The sequence below is a fragment of the Vibrio sp. JZG120 genome (assembly GCF_053890955.1).
The window spans coordinates 601,162-615,331 of record NZ_JBSRRK010000001.1 but is presented as its reverse complement, the minus strand read 5'-3'; the positions used below and the strand labels follow the sequence as shown (position 1 = coordinate 615,331).

Sequence of the window (14,170 nt, the reverse complement as noted above, 5' to 3'; positions counted from 1 at the left end):
ATAAGTAAAATTATCAGTAATTCCCGTCCTAAACGTTTGCGTAATCGCTAACCTTCTCTTAACCTTGATTTGAGGCTTTTATCACGGTTTTTCCATTGATATAGTGCGTCCATACAACAAAAAAAGACCATTCGAGGCATGGAGCTTCCTCATTAATCTCAAGATGAGAAGAATTGGTACCGACAAAATTCGGCAGATTTTAAGAGGGTCAAAAAATGGACATGAATATGGTTGAGATTTTAGGTTATGCAGCTTCAATCATGGTCGCAATTTCGCTAACTATGAAAGATATTGTTAAGCTTCGTATCCTTAACTTTATTGGTTGTGCGCTATTTACTGCTTACGGACTAATGATTGATTCTTGGCCTGTAGTATTAACTAACGGCTTTATTGCTTGCGTTAATATCTACTTCCTAGCAAAAATGCAACAGGAAAAAAAAAGCCTAGAATCTAGAGCCTAAAAAGCAATAGCATTCGAACAATAAAAGCCCGCGAATGATAAGATCGCGGGCTTTTTGCTTTTAATGCGCTCTCATTTTCTGCACATTCATCAATAGCTCTAGCGAACCCAGTTAAGTGCTAATGTTTCTCTACGAGAGAACATGTCTACATGCGATGAGATTATCGCCTTCACTGTGCTCAATCTCTCTTCTGAATCTGCCTCACAAATAATGGTCAAGCTGGACTCGCAAAGAGCAAACTCCGCTTTTCCCGTCGGGAATGTCACCAAACCGCTGTTTTCATTCCAAGTAGCAGGAACCTTTCGTCCAAAATGCCGACAAAGCGTCACTAAGTATTTGTCAGCGTGTTCGCTATCTATTCGGGTGCTTTCTTTAATCATGAATTTACTCGTGTTTTGAAGCGCCCCCTCTCGGGAGCCCTATTAGAATTGATAAGCAGCAGAAAGTTTGAAGTTGCGACCCGGCTCGTAGTCATCAAGCGTGAAGCCACGTGCCGTACCCGAACGAGACGCATGAGAGCTGTATAACTCGTCAAATACATTATCAATACCAAAGGTCACCGACAGTCCATCAATATTAGACGGCACCCATTGAGCATATAGATTATGTACATCATAACTTGCTTTCTTTGGCTGACCATCAAAGACGTTGTCTTCCTCTAGAACAAACATTGAGTTCCACCCGAAGATCGTTTCTAAAGCGTCTGACTGGTAATCCAAAGTTAGAGCAATACTATCACCCATATCAATGCTACGCCCATTACCCCCAGCAACAGGGCCACCGGTATTCTTGTTTTTGGTGTCCGACTTAGAGTAAGAAAGTTTGCTGTTAAACTTGTCGTAGCCATAAGAAGCACTTGCCTCAAAGCCTTTAATCTCAACATCACCTAAGTTGTAAATCAGGTAAGTTTGAGTCGCGTTTTGGTACTGGTCTGCAATGTAATCATCAATTTCCGTTTGGAATGCCGTAATATTCGCTCCAAAGAAATGCTTATCAAAGGTTTTATCAAAACGGACACCACCCTGTGTGTTCAACCCCGTTTCTGGCTTTAGTCCATCCTCTAAAAATGCAACGTCTTGGTAAGCAATAAAGGTTTCCATCAGCTCAGGGCCTTTGAATAGAGAGCGTGCGCTCGCAAACAACGTCCAATCCTGAGTGACTGCCCATTCTGCTGCTAGGGCCCAGGTCACATCATCATAGTTACTCGTCCCCGTTTCAGCTTCACGTTTGTAATCATCAAAACGCATACCTGCGGTAACAAAGAAAGCATCAGAGAAGAAGAACTGGTCTTCTACAAACAATGCGGTTGAAATGGCCGATTCATCCATGAACTTACGACTACCGTAGTAACTTGAAGATGTCTTATCCATGTAGTCGAAACCATAGGTGATTCGATTATCAAACTCACCTAACATAACATCCGACTGGAACTTACCATTCAAACCAAAGTTTTGGTTTTTAGCGGTGTTCTTCGATAAACGGTTCGAAGGCCAGCGAGGAGCCATAACGCTCTCATCCCGTTTAATTTCTGTCTCGGTATTATAAAGTGTGACGTTACCTTTATGCTGTTCGCCTCGCAGCTCGTAACTCAAGGTAACGGTATCTCGGTCATAATCCGTAGGAATAAGTAACGTGCTCGATAAGCCATTGTTCGCACTACCCGACATATCAGGACGCGGACTGTAATCACCACTGTCTCGGTACATGTCATAAGAGAGCTCAAAACGATGGATGTCATTTAGTTCATACCCTAGCTTAGCCAGAATGTTGTAAACATCACCTGCAGCACCATAGGTTTTATTGCCATCACCATCTTCAAAATCATCACGCGTAACGTAATGGCCATAAACCATCGCATCAATGTTTTCGGACAAAAGCCCGTACAGTGTCAACGAGCCTTGTTGGTTGTCGTTGGATGCATAACCGCCATAAACACGAGCGCCAAACGTTTCATCGTAACGAAGTAAGTCACGAGCGTCTTTCGTTTCAAAATAAACCGAGCCGCCTAAGCCATTTTGAGTCACAGAGTTATTACCTACCTGGATATCGGCAGATTTGAGAATGTCAGGGTTTAGCGTCAAGTTACCAATGTGATGGAACATGCTCGCATGCTGAGAAGCACCATCAAGACGAATGTCCAAATCGGTTTCGCTCAAACCACGAATGGTAATACGTTGATTCACAGAGTGTGTTCCACCAACATCCACACCGGGAATATCGCGCAGTAAATCAGACATATGATCCGCTTGCTTCAGTGACATATCGTCTGCAAACATCGACTCGGTATTGCTAGAAACTTTTGTTCCCCATACAACGACTTCTTCAAAATGTGACTCGGTATCTTGAGCTAAAACAGGGTTTGATAGCGCCATTCCCACTGCAAGGCAAAGGCTTGAAAGCTTGATAGATGAACAAGCAGGGCTTTCCATAACTTCATTCCTAAATATTAATGATAATAATTCTCAGGTATAATAAGCATGAGTTTTATAAATACAAAGGCGATTTGATTATGCGAAATCGCACAAGTGTTATGAGGAAGTGTCAAATGCAGGAAGTCACACCAAAACGAACTAGAATTGCCAAGATCGCTTTAACCCAAAAACTGGAAGCCACAGAAAAGCAGTGGATCGTCACGCAAGGTCAACCTTGTCAAATTCAACTGGCAGAAGGCAAATTCCTATCATATCAGTACAATGATCAAATCTTTGTTCATGGTGGACGTTGCCTAGAGCTTGTTGATTCACATATTGTTTCTACTGCACACGCCTCACTGTTGGTCACTATTCTTTTAGAAGGTAAGCTCTCGTTTGGCTACGACGATTTGCAATTTGATTTAGACGCAAGCGACGGCCCTAAAGGTGTCGTGGTAAACCTACTCAAACCTGCAAACTTTCGTCGTTCACTGCTCAAAGATAACCTCATTAATAAGATCAACATATTGGTTAAGCCCCAGTGGCTAGAGGCTCGCCTTGACCAAACCTGTCGTCATCGGTCCTTTTTTAACTCTCATCAGGCGTTTCATCCTCTAGAGCTTAATCAGGCGTTATGCGAACTAGCTGAAACGCTGACAAGCCGAGAAACACCACAAGAATTCCAAGATAAGTTGGAAGTTGAAAGCTTGATCTATCAAATTTTGCATCAAGCGACTGAACAAATCCCCAAGCACTTCAGCGCTAATAAAAATAACCTTGAACGGCACACAGATGGTCGAATAGAGGATATTGTTAGCTATATAGAAACTCACCTTGAGCAAGAACTAGGCTTAGAAAAGTTGGCAAGCGTGTTTTCAATGAGCGTTTCAAACCTGCAGCGCCGATTTAAACAATCACTGAATATGACCGTAAATGGTTATATTCGCTTTCGTCGCCTTGAGATTGCGAGGCAACACTTGGAACGTGGCCTAGTGACGATCACGGAAGCGGCTTATGAAGCCGGATACCACCACCCTTCCAACTTCACCTGCGCTTTCAAAAAGGTATTTGGTGTACCACCGCATGAAGTGATAAAAGAGTAAAGAGGCCCCAGGTAACTGACTGTTATTTAGGAGTGTCTTATCCGCAACATCGGTATATACTCGCCTTAAACGTTATGGAGGTTAAACATGAATATTGGTGCTGTTGCAAAGCTTACTGGGCTTTCATCTAAGTCGATTCGATTGTATGAAGACAAAGGGATCATATCTCCACCAGCGCGCAGCGACTCTGGCTATCGAGAATATTCAGATAATCATATTCAAGAGCTTAACTTAGTATCACGCGCAAAAAACGCTGGCTTTTCACTGCAAGAATGCAAAGAGTTTGTGCAACTTGCCCATAATCCCAACCGAAAAAGCAGCGAAGTAAAAGCAAGAACCATGGATAAGCTAAGAGAAGTTGAAGAAAAAATCGCGCACCTTATGGAGATCAAAACGCAACTTGAGGGTTGGGTTTCTTCTTGTCCGGGAGACGCTGAAAGCCGATGCCCAATCATAGACGAGCTCACCAAGTAAACTCGCCTATCTATCCTCATTAAGGAATCGCTTTCATTAAGCCCAGTGGCTCGATCAGTGGTAAGTACACATGCGCTTGCCGTTTAATTCGATAATGTTAAACGGCGTTTCGTAGATATCCTCTAGCGTAGACGCCTGAATCACCTCTTCCACCGCACCACTTGCCACAACTTTGCCTTGCTTAAGCGCCAATATGACATCCGAGTAGCACGCTGCGAAATTAATATCATGAATAACCACCACCATGGCTTTGTTCATGTCATGAGCTAACCGCTGGACCACTTTCATGATCTGAAGAGAGTGTTTGATATCTAGATTGTTAAGTGGTTCATCAAGAAAAACGTAGTCTGTATCTTGTGCAATCACCATGGCAATAAACGCAAGCTGTCGCTGACCACCACTTAATTCATCCAAATATTTGTCTTGGATACCTTGTAAATCTAGATAGTCGATCGCTTGTTCAATCACCGCATGATCTTCTTTGGTCAGATTTCCTTTGGAGTATGGGAAACGGCCAAAAGAGACCAACTCCTTCACGGTAAATCGCATGGTAATCGAGTTGGCTTGACGAAGTACCGCCAGCTTTTTCGCTAACTCTTTAGTGTCCCATTCCGCAATTTCCTTGCAATCAATGACAACACTACCACCATCCCGCTCCGTTAAGCGCGAAGCCATAGATAACAGCGTGCTCTTTCCCGCGCCATTCGGGCCAATAATCGATGTTACCTTGCCCTTTTCAAACTGAGTATTGGCCTCATCAACCACTTTATTTGAACCGAAGGCCTTCGTTAATTTGTCTATCACTATCATATTTATACAACTTTGTTTTTCAGTAGTAGGTATAAGAAATACGCACCACCAATAAAGTTAATAACGACACTCAACGTCGTCTCAAAACTGAACACGTTCTCGATAATCCATTGCCCAGCCAGTAACGAGCTGATGGAGAGAAACGAACAACCAACCAGTAGCGTTTTGTGTTGGTAACTTCGGAACATTTCGCGGCTTAAGTTGGTCACCAGCAAACCAAAGAACATGATTGGTCCCACTAGAGCCGTAGAAATAGCAATCAGAACCGCCGAGATAATGAATACATTTCGCGTCACCTTAGGTACGTTGACGCCCAAACTTTTCGCATTGTCTTGGTCGAGCCAAAACACATCTAAAGTGCGATGCATACTAAATAGCAACCAACATGCAAACATCAAAGCTGGTGCACTAAAGTAAACCAAATTCACTTTGACATTATTAAAGCTGGCGTAAAGTTTCGATTGAACGATTGCAAACGTATTTGGATCCATCAGCAAAGAGAAAAATGACGCTGCATTGGAAAATAGCTGGCCAAAGATCAAGCCGACCAATAGCAACGTAATCAAGTTCTTGCTTCCTTTAGAAAAGTAAAAACCAAACAACAATAATGAAAACGACACCATTACAATTACGGCAATCGTGAAATTGACGTACAAGTTAAGAACTAAAGTACTCAAACCACCAAAAATCAGCACGATCAAAATTTGCGTCAACACATACAACGCATCAAACCCCATGATACTTGGCGTTAAAATTCGGTTGTGCGTAATGGTTTGAAATACAAGTGAAGACTGAGCAATAGCCACACCCGCTAGCACTATCGCCAATACTTTAGGAACTCTACGAGATAAAAAATACTGGTAGTTGTCAGCCGTTAGCCCAATACCAATAAACAAACATGCAAAAAGTACCGCAATGCCACCTAGCAGTAGGATTTTCGTTGAATCACGCATGTTGCTTACCTCGCAACAACATCGCGATGAATACCACACCACCCAATATGCTGATCACGATAGAGATTGGCATTTCATGAGGGAAGATAATCAAACGACTCACCAAGTCGCAACACAGCACTAAAGTCGCACCATACATGGCCGTAAGCGGAATGTTCTTTTTGAGGTTATCACCATAAAAGTGACTAACGAGGTTCGGCACAATCAGACCAAGGAATGGCAGCTGCCCCACAATCATCACGACACTTGCTGACATGATTGACACCAATAGAACGCCAATCGTGACAACCTGCTGATAATTTAACCCCAAGTTAACCGCGAAATCTTTTCCGATACCCACGGCTGAAATCCGTGCGGCAAAAAGATAGCTGAGAATAGCCATTGGTACCGCGATGTACAGCAGTTCAAAATCACCACGCAAGATGTTGGCGAAGTTTGCGACTGTCCAAGCATTCAGACTTTGAAGTGCATCGTATTTGTAAGCGATAAACGTGGTCATGGATTGGATGACATTGCCGAAAATAATCCCGACAAGAGGCACAAAAACCACACTCTTAAATTGAATGCGCTGAATAAAGAAAATAAACGCCAGCGTCCCAAATACCGAGATGCCGAATACGAGCCAAAGGTGATTGTCGTTGCCAAAGAAAACCACGCTCAGTACATAGCCCAGCATGGCGCATTCGATCGTACCGGTTGTAGAAGGTGCAGCAAATCGGTTCTGGCTGATTTGCTGCATAATAAGGCCTGCAATACTTAAGCCTGCACCAGCAAGCAGTATGGCGAATAAACGTGGTATACGGCTGGTAAAGAAAAGCTCTAACGCTTTCTCATCACCCGAAAATAACTGTTGGGGCATCATGTTTGCCACCCCAACAAACAACGAAACCGTGCTTAAAACCACAAGGGTTAGCAATAACTTTTTCAAAGTTAACCTCTGCTATCTTGGATTACAGTTCAACGGTTTGCTTGATCTCACTGACCATTTTTTCTGTTGCAGTCACACCAGACATCGACAAGTACCACGCGTCCACATCTAAATAAGTGATTTTGTGATTCTTATATGCGGCGGTTGCTTTGACTAAGTCGTTATCCATGGACTTACGAATATCGTTATCTGGCGTGCCTTTTAACGAATTGCGGTCAACTACGAGTATATTTTTCGGGTTAGCTTCACGAATAAATTCATAAGAAATAACATCTCCGTGAGTGCCCGTTTTCACGTGTTCAACCGTTTCCAAGAAACCGAAATCGTTATAAATCACACCAAATCGCGATTGAGATCCAAACGCACTGATGTTGTCACCCATGCTTAAAATCGTTAACGCATCATTGTTATTTGATTGGTTGTAGTCACGAATTGCTTTGAATTGAGCATCTAGCGCTTCAATTTTCTGCTCTACTTTTTCTTCGATATTGAAGATTTTACCAATATTGCGCCACTGTGCTTGCGTACCTTCCCAGTAACCTTGATTCTCTTTCGCAGCAAAAACGACCGTAGGAGCAATTTCACTCAGCTCTTCATATTTCGCAGACGCTCGCGGACCAACCAATATCAAATCTGGTTTTTGCATGTAAATGGTTTCAAAGTCAGGTTCAAACAAACTACCCGCAGAGGTGTAGTTATCTTTGCTGTATTTTGAAAGGTAGCTAGGCAGATTAGAAGAGTTAGAGACTGCAACAGGATCGATACCAAAGTTGTCCAGCGCATCTAGCGGACCAAAGCCAATCACAACCACGCGATCTGGTGATTGTTCTAGCTCGGTTTGACCCATGTAATGGTCAATCACAACCTTAGCAGCGAAAGAAGGAGAAACAGTAAATAGCGACAACATAGCCGCACCGACGAATTTTTTCATTTTGTTAAGCCTTAATGAGATCTATTATCATGCGCGTTCGCAATATAACGTTACTCTTTACTGCATTCAACAAAATTTAAGGTACTTTACATTAGTTACGCTTATTCGAGCTTCAACTATATCAAAGACTTATAAAAACCATTCATTGCAATATCTAGGTGTATCATTCATGCGCTTCGATAAATGCTTTAAGTGCAAGCTCATCAATAATCTCCAACCCGTTTTCCGTTTTTGCAATCAATCCCTTTTCAATCAAATCTTTAACTGCACGTCGATAAACACGACCAGAAGTACCAAATCGCTCAGCTTCTTGATTTACTTTGTCAAAGCCACCGAGCAATGTGTTGGTTTGATTACGGACGAAAAGATCATACGCAATATTATAAGTAATGGGATGCAATAACCGATTGGTATAGATATCCATAGAATCTTGATAATCTTCGGCCAACGCTGAAGCAAAGAACACCATCATTTCTGGATGCTTTTGTAGCGCTTCAGTTAGTTTTTGGATGCAGATGACATCAACCTGCATGTGCTCATCTGCAATCACATTCCATTGGCAAGGAGTCTGAGTGAAGTACTCCATTTCACCATAGATATGGTAGTCGCAGTTTGCCTCTCCTAATTGAAAGCGTCGCCCATTCGCGGCCAATATACTCATTGACACTCGACCTACCGGCACAACATATAAGTACTGAAGTTGCTCACCTTGGCGGAGAATTTCTTCCCCAGCATCAAAGTAACGCGTACTAATTTGACACTGATAGATCATCTCACGAAAGGCAACGCTCTTTTTTTCAAGGTATGTTTTGAAGCGGCCAGTTGGATACGGGCTGATTTTCATTCTCTGCTCTCTCAGAAAAGTTACTGATAACTATCTCAGGTGGATTGTACCCCGTAACACCAAATAAAAAAGCGACAGTGGCCTGTCGCTTTACATTCATTGATTTATAAGAGTTACTGAGGTTAGTACGGACTACCTCTGAGCGATCAGCGCTTCTAACGCCGTCATTGCAGCAAGCTTCTCACCTTGCATCATTACTTTCGCTTCATCAACGTACTGGCCAACCCCTTCTTTCACATCTTGTTGGTACAGAACGACGTTATTTAAGATCGAAGCCACATGAAGACCACGTAATCGGCCAACGGCAAACAAAGCTGAGGTTTCCATATCGGCACCTAAGACGCCCTTCTTGTTCCAGTATTGGCATATCGCATCTTCGTCATCGGTATAGAAACTGTCGTGAGAACGTACCACACCGAAATGATAACGCGCCTCTTGCACCGACAGGTAACGCTCAACTTCCTTTAATAAGGAAAAACTTGCGTACGCCGGATAAGCCGAATCCACATACGCTTTGGATCCGCCTTCATCTCTTACCGCACCTTCGGCAATGATTAGCTCGCCAAGCTGAATGCCTGATTGCATCGCACCTGCCGATCCAACACGTACTACATGAGTTACGCCGCACTGTTTTAGCTCTTCAACTGCGATGATCATCGATGGGGCGCCGATACCTGTGCTGCATACTGAAACAGGCTGGTCTTTGTATTTGCCAGTAAAAACACGGTACTCGCGATTTTCCGAGATCATTTCTGCATCATCCAATAATGCGGCAATACGATTAGCTCGGTCTGGCTCACCACATACAATGACGAGAGAAGCGACTTGTGTTTCATCAACACCGATATGAGGTTGTTTAGCCATTTTTCGTTCCTTATGCTGCAGCTTGAGCTAAGGTTTTATCGCCATTGCGCTTGGCGCTACGGGCCCATTCACGCGTACCATTGGCAGCAATGAACATCAAAATCGCATACTGAACGGACATCGCATAAACACCCTGTGTCGCGTAAATGCCAACACTGATGATGTTAATCACAACCCAAAGGATCCAGTTTTCCACATATTTACGTGTCATCAGAATTTGTGCAACAACAGAAAGTACTGTCATGGTTGCATCCCAAAACGGGAACGCATCAGGTTCAAGTACCGGATCAGCCAAACCTGCACCAAATAGATTCAAGCTATCAACAGCAATGTTTGCTAATGCAAAGAAAAAGGGGTCGATGTAGATGGTTAACAACGCGATAGACACAACGCTAATAGAAGCAGTGGCGATGAGTTTCTGTTTGTTTAACCAGCGTACTTCCAGCGTTTCACCTTCCGCGTTTGGACGAGTCCACGCATACCAACCGTAAATGTTCGCACAGAAGAAAAACAGTTGAAGAAGTAATAATCCGTATAACTGAATTTGGAAAAAGATAACGGCAAAAAGAGTGACATTCAGCAAACCGAATAAGTAGTTGATGGTTTTTTCTTGGCTAGCAAACCAAATGCAAAGCAATCCAAAAACCGTACCGAAAGCTTCGATCCAACTCATTGCGTAACCGCCGCCAATTGGAATGTTAACCAGGGTGTTGTTTATATCGAGTAAGGCAAGTAGGTCCATGTCGATGTCCTTTATTATTTTGTTTGGGAATATGCCTATATTAGGGCGTGACACCTAACAAAAAGGAGGACATTTGTCCCCCTCTTGATGCACTCGATCATAATTCAGTTCAATATTTGCTTGAAAGCAATAAATGACTCAATTGAACCGCTTGGAAATTAACGCGCCTAAGAATCCAAACCTAAATAGCGCTTTTTGAATGCGGAAGCTGATGCAAATAAAGCTGACGCCAAAAGTGTAATAACAAACCCAATTGCGTACTCGAATGCTTCATTCACCAAGAGCTGATAACAGCTCACAAAAAAAATCAGTATGACCGCAATAACATTAACTCGGTGAAACCAAGGATGCTTTACGGAGAACTTAGCGTAACCTTTTGATAACATTTAACTAATCCGCCAGACAACAATTAATATTTTTATTTATAATCAATGGTGATAGTAAGGCTTTATAGTATAAAGAGAAACGACTTTTTTGATTTTTTAGCTCAACATCACAGGTCATCTAGTGCTGCTTGACTTTAATATCTTGACACTTTTTCGTTCAACTAAGGTAGGTTCTAATTGCACGACTTGCGCTTCTGTTGATTTATCATCCAATTTTCGGACAAGCGTTTCCACGGCAGCTTGCCCAAGACGGTATTTAGGCTGGTGAATTGTGGTGAGTGATGGCGACATGAACTTCGCGATATGTATGTCATCGTAACCGATGATTGAAATCTGTTCCGGGACTTTAATATTGAGCTCATTTGCGGCGTTAATCACCCCCATCGCCATCATATCATTGGAAACGAAAATCGAGCTGGGTAAGGTGCCTCGCTGCGCCATTTTCATAAATGCTTGGTATCCGCCTTCACATTCGAAGTCCGATTCAATTATCCAGTTGGCATTAAATTCCAAGCCTGCTTCGTTCATCGCACGTTTGTAACCTTCGTATCGCATTTGCGCTTGGTGCTTAATCAAAGGGCCGGTGATACATCCTATTTCTGTGTGGCCACAATCAATCAGGTATTTCGCCGCTAGGTAACCGCCACGAAGCGAGTTATCTTGAATTTTATCGCTCGTAAACAGCATCGGCCCCCAATCCATCACCACGACAGGGATATCAGGATAACGCTCAAATACATCGATACGCTCCCCTTCTAGCGAGGAGCACATCAAGATCAAACCATCGACACGCTTTTGCAAAAGCGTATTAATGGATTGGCGCATGCGTTCATTATCACCTTCTGTGTTACATAGAATGAGACTATAGCCTTTGTGATAGCAACTGCGTTCGACGCCTTTTACGACTTCGCCAAAGAATGGGTTGGTTGAAGTTGTCACTAGCATACCAATGGTTTTGGTACGATTGACTTTGAGGCTACGCGCCAAAGCTGATGGCGCATAGTAGTTGAGTTCTTTTGCGGCATTATTGACGCGTTCGGAGATCTCTTCACTCACAAAACGCGTCTTGTTAATAACATGGCTCACTGTTGAAGTGGAAACCCCTGCCAGTTTTGCGATGTCTTTCATCGTCGCCATGTTATTACTCCTAATTGATGAGGCGTTTAAGCCCTATTGTGCTGCGAGAAACGCGTCCACCTCTTCGCGAGTTGGGATCGACGTCTGCGCGCCAAAGCGGGTCACAGAAATTGCAGCCGCCGCATGTGCAAACTTAATCGCTGATTCTAAAGGTAAATCCTCTAACAGGCCAGTGACGAATGCCCCATTAAACGTATCCCCTGCTGCGGTGGTATCAGTCGCGTCAACACGGAACCCCGGGATGAGCTCACCTCTACCATTTTGACTTAACCAAACACCCTTCGCACCGAGAGTGATCATGACAATTTCGATACCTTTGCTATGAAGCACATTCGCCGCTTCTTGCGCGCTGTCATTATCCGTTACCGTTACCCCCGTCAGGACTTCAGCTTCGGTTTCATTTGGTGTAATGACATCAATACAAGCAAGTAGTTCGTCTGACAGTTCACGAGCAGGGGCAGGGTTTAAAATGACGTTAGTTTTTGCATCTTTCGCCACTCGCGCGGCTTTCTCAATGCCGCACATCGGCGTTTCCAATTGCATCAGCAGGTAATCCGCTTGGCGAATGCGATCTAAATCTGGCTCAATCGCTTCTGCTGTCAATTTGGCATTCGCTTCTGCTGAAATACAAATGCTGTTTTCACCACTATCCGACACTTGAATCATCGCAATGCCAGTTGGGCAGTTTGGTTGCATCTTCACACCTGTGATGTCGATGCCGTCCATATTGAAGTTTTCACGAATATTGATGCCGAACGAGTCATCGCCTACACAAGCAATAAAGCCAATATCAGCCTTGAGTCGAGCTGCAGCAACAGCTTGGTTGGCACCTTTGCCACCTGGGATAACTTGATAGTTGCGACCATGTAGCGTTTCGCCAGGGCGAGGGAAAGAAGGCACTTGAAGAACATGGTCAGCGTTTACACTACCTAACACCACTAACTTATTCATACGGTTATCCTCGGTTCTGAATGAACCCTTTTTTTGAAAAACTATTTTGGAAAATACATTAGATGACTTTAACTTCTCTTCCTAACGAAGGAGTCACGATAAAAAGTCAAAGGCATCTATACCCTGCATTTTTAAGTCTCTTGGGTATGTTTGCCCTCTCCTCCTAAACGACAGATATAAACGGAGGAGAGAGCAAAAATTAGGACGCTTTATTGAACGTCAAACTTATTTAGTCACTACTTTTAGTGGCACCGGAATGTATTCTTCTACTTTTTCACCTTTCAAGACTTTGTCAGCCGTTTCAACACCTAAAGCACCAATAAGATCTGGTTGCTGTGCGATGGTTGCTGCTAGCTTGCCACGGTTAACTGCGGCAATGCCGTCTTCCGTGCCATCAAAACCAACGATAACGACGTCTTTGCCAGAAGCTTGAACGGCGCGAAGTGCACCTAGCGCCATTTCATCATTCTGTGCGAACACCGCTTGTACATCAGGGTTAGCCGCGAGTAGGTTTTCCATCACGTTTAGGCCTTTAGTACGGTCAAAGTCTGCTGGCTGGCTGGCAAGAAGATCCATATCGCTGCCCTTCACGGCATTCATGAAACCTTCACCACGCTCGCGCGCCGCCGATGTGCCCGCAATGCCTTCAAGCTGAATTACTTTTGCTTTTTCGCCAACTTTTTCCATGATGTAATGGCCTGCCATTTCACCACCGATCACGTTGTCGGACGCGATGTGACTCACGACTTCACCACGGCTTGCGCCACGGTCTAGTGTCAATACAGGGATCTTAGAACGGTTCGCCATACGAATCGCATTAGACACAGCATCAGAATCCGTTGGGTTGATAAGAATTGCTTTTACACCGCGAATACTTAAATCCTCGATGTTCGACAGTTCTTTGCTCGGGTCATTTTGCGAGTCCAGTACAATTAAGTCGTACCCCAATTCTTTCGCTTTAGCTTCCGCACCGTCTTTCATCGTTACGAAGAACGGGTTGTTTAGCGTCGAAACCACAATCGCCATCGTATCTTGGGCTTGTGCCGCTACTGATACAGTGGAAGAAAGAAGTGCAGCAGAGATAAGAGTTGCAAGTTTTTTCATCGTTCTAGTCCTTTGTGTAGGGTGAGCCAGCACACGCCCACTGGCTCGGTTTGTATTCAGGATTTAATGGT

General features: G+C 43.7%; 15 protein-coding genes. 3 read left to right on the top strand and 12 right to left on the bottom strand.

Annotated elements, in window-relative coordinates; genetic code table 11:
- Positions 1 to 215 precede the first annotated feature (215 nt).
- Entirely contained in the window at positions 216 to 461 is a 246-nt protein-coding gene (locus ACWPOD_RS02665) for a YgjV family protein (protein WP_005397186.1), read from the top strand.
- Between the two features lie 98 nt (positions 462 to 559).
- Here ACWPOD_RS02665 and ACWPOD_RS02660 read toward each other — a convergent pair whose 3' ends face one another.
- Positions 560 to 841: a DUF2218 domain-containing protein gene (locus ACWPOD_RS02660; protein WP_006742780.1), complete on the bottom strand. Its 282-nt coding sequence runs from the start codon at positions 839 to 841 to the stop codon at positions 560 to 562.
- A gap of 42 nt (positions 842 to 883) precedes the next feature.
- Positions 884 to 2,890: a TonB-dependent siderophore receptor gene (locus tag ACWPOD_RS02655; protein ID WP_256950865.1), complete on the bottom strand. Its 2,007-nt coding sequence runs from the start codon at positions 2,888 to 2,890 to the stop codon at positions 884 to 886.
- Positions 2,891 to 3,006: 116 nt separating this feature from the next.
- On the opposite strand from ACWPOD_RS02655, the gene ACWPOD_RS02650 reads away from it, so the two are divergent.
- Positions 3,007 to 3,975 carry a helix-turn-helix domain-containing protein gene (locus tag ACWPOD_RS02650; RefSeq protein WP_456231539.1) on the top strand — a complete coding sequence of 323 codons (969 nt, stop codon included), beginning with the start codon at positions 3,007 to 3,009 and terminating at the stop codon, positions 3,973 to 3,975.
- A gap of 87 nt (positions 3,976 to 4,062) precedes the next feature.
- Entirely contained in the window at positions 4,063 to 4,449 is a 387-nt protein-coding gene (cueR, locus tag ACWPOD_RS02645; RefSeq protein WP_012842332.1) for a Cu(I)-responsive transcriptional regulator, read from the top strand.
- Between the two features lie 54 nt (positions 4,450 to 4,503).
- Here the strand turns inward: cueR and vctC are convergent, their stop codons facing one another.
- The 10 genes from vctC to rbsB all read right to left on the bottom strand — a co-directional run bounded on the left by vctC (position 4,504) and on the right by rbsB (position 14,099).
- Entirely contained in the window at positions 4,504 to 5,259 is a 756-nt protein-coding gene (vctC, locus tag ACWPOD_RS02640; RefSeq protein WP_395188993.1) for an iron chelate ABC transporter ATP-binding protein VctC, read from the bottom strand.
- 2 nt (positions 5,260 to 5,261) lie between these two features.
- Entirely contained in the window at positions 5,262 to 6,212 is a 951-nt protein-coding gene (vctG, locus tag ACWPOD_RS02635; RefSeq protein ID WP_456231538.1) for an iron chelate uptake ABC transporter permease subunit VctG, read from the bottom strand.
- Positions 6,205 to 7,140, bottom strand: a complete 936-nt coding sequence (vctD, locus tag ACWPOD_RS02630; RefSeq protein ID WP_456231537.1) for an iron chelate uptake ABC transporter permease subunit VctD — start codon at positions 7,138 to 7,140, stop codon at positions 6,205 to 6,207. The genes vctG and vctD overlap by 8 nt, the downstream gene beginning before the upstream one ends.
- Before the next feature lie 22 nt (positions 7,141 to 7,162).
- Positions 7,163 to 8,071: a siderophore ABC transporter substrate-binding protein gene (locus ACWPOD_RS02625; RefSeq protein ID WP_456231536.1), complete on the bottom strand. Its 909-nt coding sequence runs from the start codon at positions 8,069 to 8,071 to the stop codon at positions 7,163 to 7,165.
- A 163-nt stretch (positions 8,072 to 8,234) separates the two neighbouring features.
- Positions 8,235 to 8,915 (bottom strand): Crp/Fnr family transcriptional regulator, encoded by a 681-nt coding sequence (locus ACWPOD_RS02620; RefSeq protein WP_006741007.1) that lies wholly within the window; start codon positions 8,913 to 8,915, stop codon positions 8,235 to 8,237.
- Positions 8,916 to 9,047: 132 nt separating this feature from the next.
- The gene (locus tag ACWPOD_RS02615) at positions 9,048 to 9,779 is read right to left on the bottom strand and encodes a nucleoside phosphorylase (RefSeq protein ID WP_243327918.1); all 732 of its coding nucleotides are present in this window, start codon (positions 9,777 to 9,779) and stop codon (positions 9,048 to 9,050) included.
- Positions 9,780 to 9,789: 10 nt separating this feature from the next.
- The gene (gene pnuC, locus ACWPOD_RS02610) at positions 9,790 to 10,521 is read right to left on the bottom strand and encodes a nicotinamide riboside transporter PnuC (RefSeq protein ID WP_005397168.1); all 732 of its coding nucleotides are present in this window, start codon (positions 10,519 to 10,521) and stop codon (positions 9,790 to 9,792) included.
- Positions 10,522 to 11,021: 500 nt separating this feature from the next.
- On the bottom strand, positions 11,022 to 12,044 hold the full coding sequence (locus tag ACWPOD_RS02605; RefSeq protein WP_005397164.1) for a substrate-binding domain-containing protein: 1,023 nt from the start codon (positions 12,042 to 12,044) through the stop codon (positions 11,022 to 11,024).
- Between the two features lie 33 nt (positions 12,045 to 12,077).
- Positions 12,078 to 12,995: a ribokinase gene (gene rbsK, locus ACWPOD_RS02600; protein ID WP_005397162.1), complete on the bottom strand. Its 918-nt coding sequence runs from the start codon at positions 12,993 to 12,995 to the stop codon at positions 12,078 to 12,080.
- A 225-nt stretch (positions 12,996 to 13,220) separates the two neighbouring features.
- The gene (rbsB, locus tag ACWPOD_RS02595; RefSeq protein ID WP_005397160.1) at positions 13,221 to 14,099 is read right to left on the bottom strand and encodes a ribose ABC transporter substrate-binding protein RbsB; all 879 of its coding nucleotides are present in this window, start codon (positions 14,097 to 14,099) and stop codon (positions 13,221 to 13,223) included.
- Positions 14,100 to 14,170 lie beyond the last annotated feature (71 nt).

What these genes read in the sequence shown, in the direction of transcription:
- ACWPOD_RS02665 (WP_005397186.1), top strand. Translation starts at nt 216, where the DNA reads ATGGACATGAATATGGTTGAGATTTTAGGTTATGCAGCTTCAATCATG.
- ACWPOD_RS02660 (WP_006742780.1), bottom strand. Translation starts at nt 841, where the DNA reads ATGATTAAAGAAAGCACCCGAATAGATAGCGAACACGCTGACAAATAC.
- ACWPOD_RS02655 (WP_256950865.1), bottom strand. Translation starts at nt 2,890, where the DNA reads ATGGAAAGCCCTGCTTGTTCATCTATCAAGCTTTCAAGCCTTTGCCTT.
- ACWPOD_RS02650 (WP_456231539.1), top strand. Translation starts at nt 3,007, where the DNA reads ATGCAGGAAGTCACACCAAAACGAACTAGAATTGCCAAGATCGCTTTA.
- cueR (WP_012842332.1), top strand. Translation starts at nt 4,063, where the DNA reads ATGAATATTGGTGCTGTTGCAAAGCTTACTGGGCTTTCATCTAAGTCG.
- vctC (WP_395188993.1), bottom strand. Translation starts at nt 5,259, where the DNA reads ATGATAGTGATAGACAAATTAACGAAGGCCTTCGGTTCAAATAAAGTG.
- vctG (WP_456231538.1), bottom strand. Translation starts at nt 6,212, where the DNA reads ATGCGTGATTCAACGAAAATCCTACTGCTAGGTGGCATTGCGGTACTT.
- ACWPOD_RS02625 (WP_456231536.1), bottom strand. Translation starts at nt 8,071, where the DNA reads ATGAAAAAATTCGTCGGTGCGGCTATGTTGTCGCTATTTACTGTTTCT.
- ACWPOD_RS02620 (WP_006741007.1), bottom strand. Translation starts at nt 8,915, where the DNA reads ATGAAAATCAGCCCGTATCCAACTGGCCGCTTCAAAACATACCTTGAA.
- ACWPOD_RS02615 (WP_243327918.1), bottom strand. Translation starts at nt 9,779, where the DNA reads ATGGCTAAACAACCTCATATCGGTGTTGATGAAACACAAGTCGCTTCT.
- pnuC (WP_005397168.1), bottom strand. Translation starts at nt 10,521, where the DNA reads ATGGACCTACTTGCCTTACTCGATATAAACAACACCCTGGTTAACATT.
- ACWPOD_RS02605 (WP_005397164.1), bottom strand. Translation starts at nt 12,044, where the DNA reads ATGGCGACGATGAAAGACATCGCAAAACTGGCAGGGGTTTCCACTTCA.
- rbsK (WP_005397162.1), bottom strand. Translation starts at nt 12,995, where the DNA reads ATGAATAAGTTAGTGGTGTTAGGTAGTGTAAACGCTGACCATGTTCTT.
- rbsB (WP_005397160.1), bottom strand. Translation starts at nt 14,099, where the DNA reads ATGAAAAAACTTGCAACTCTTATCTCTGCTGCACTTCTTTCTTCCACT.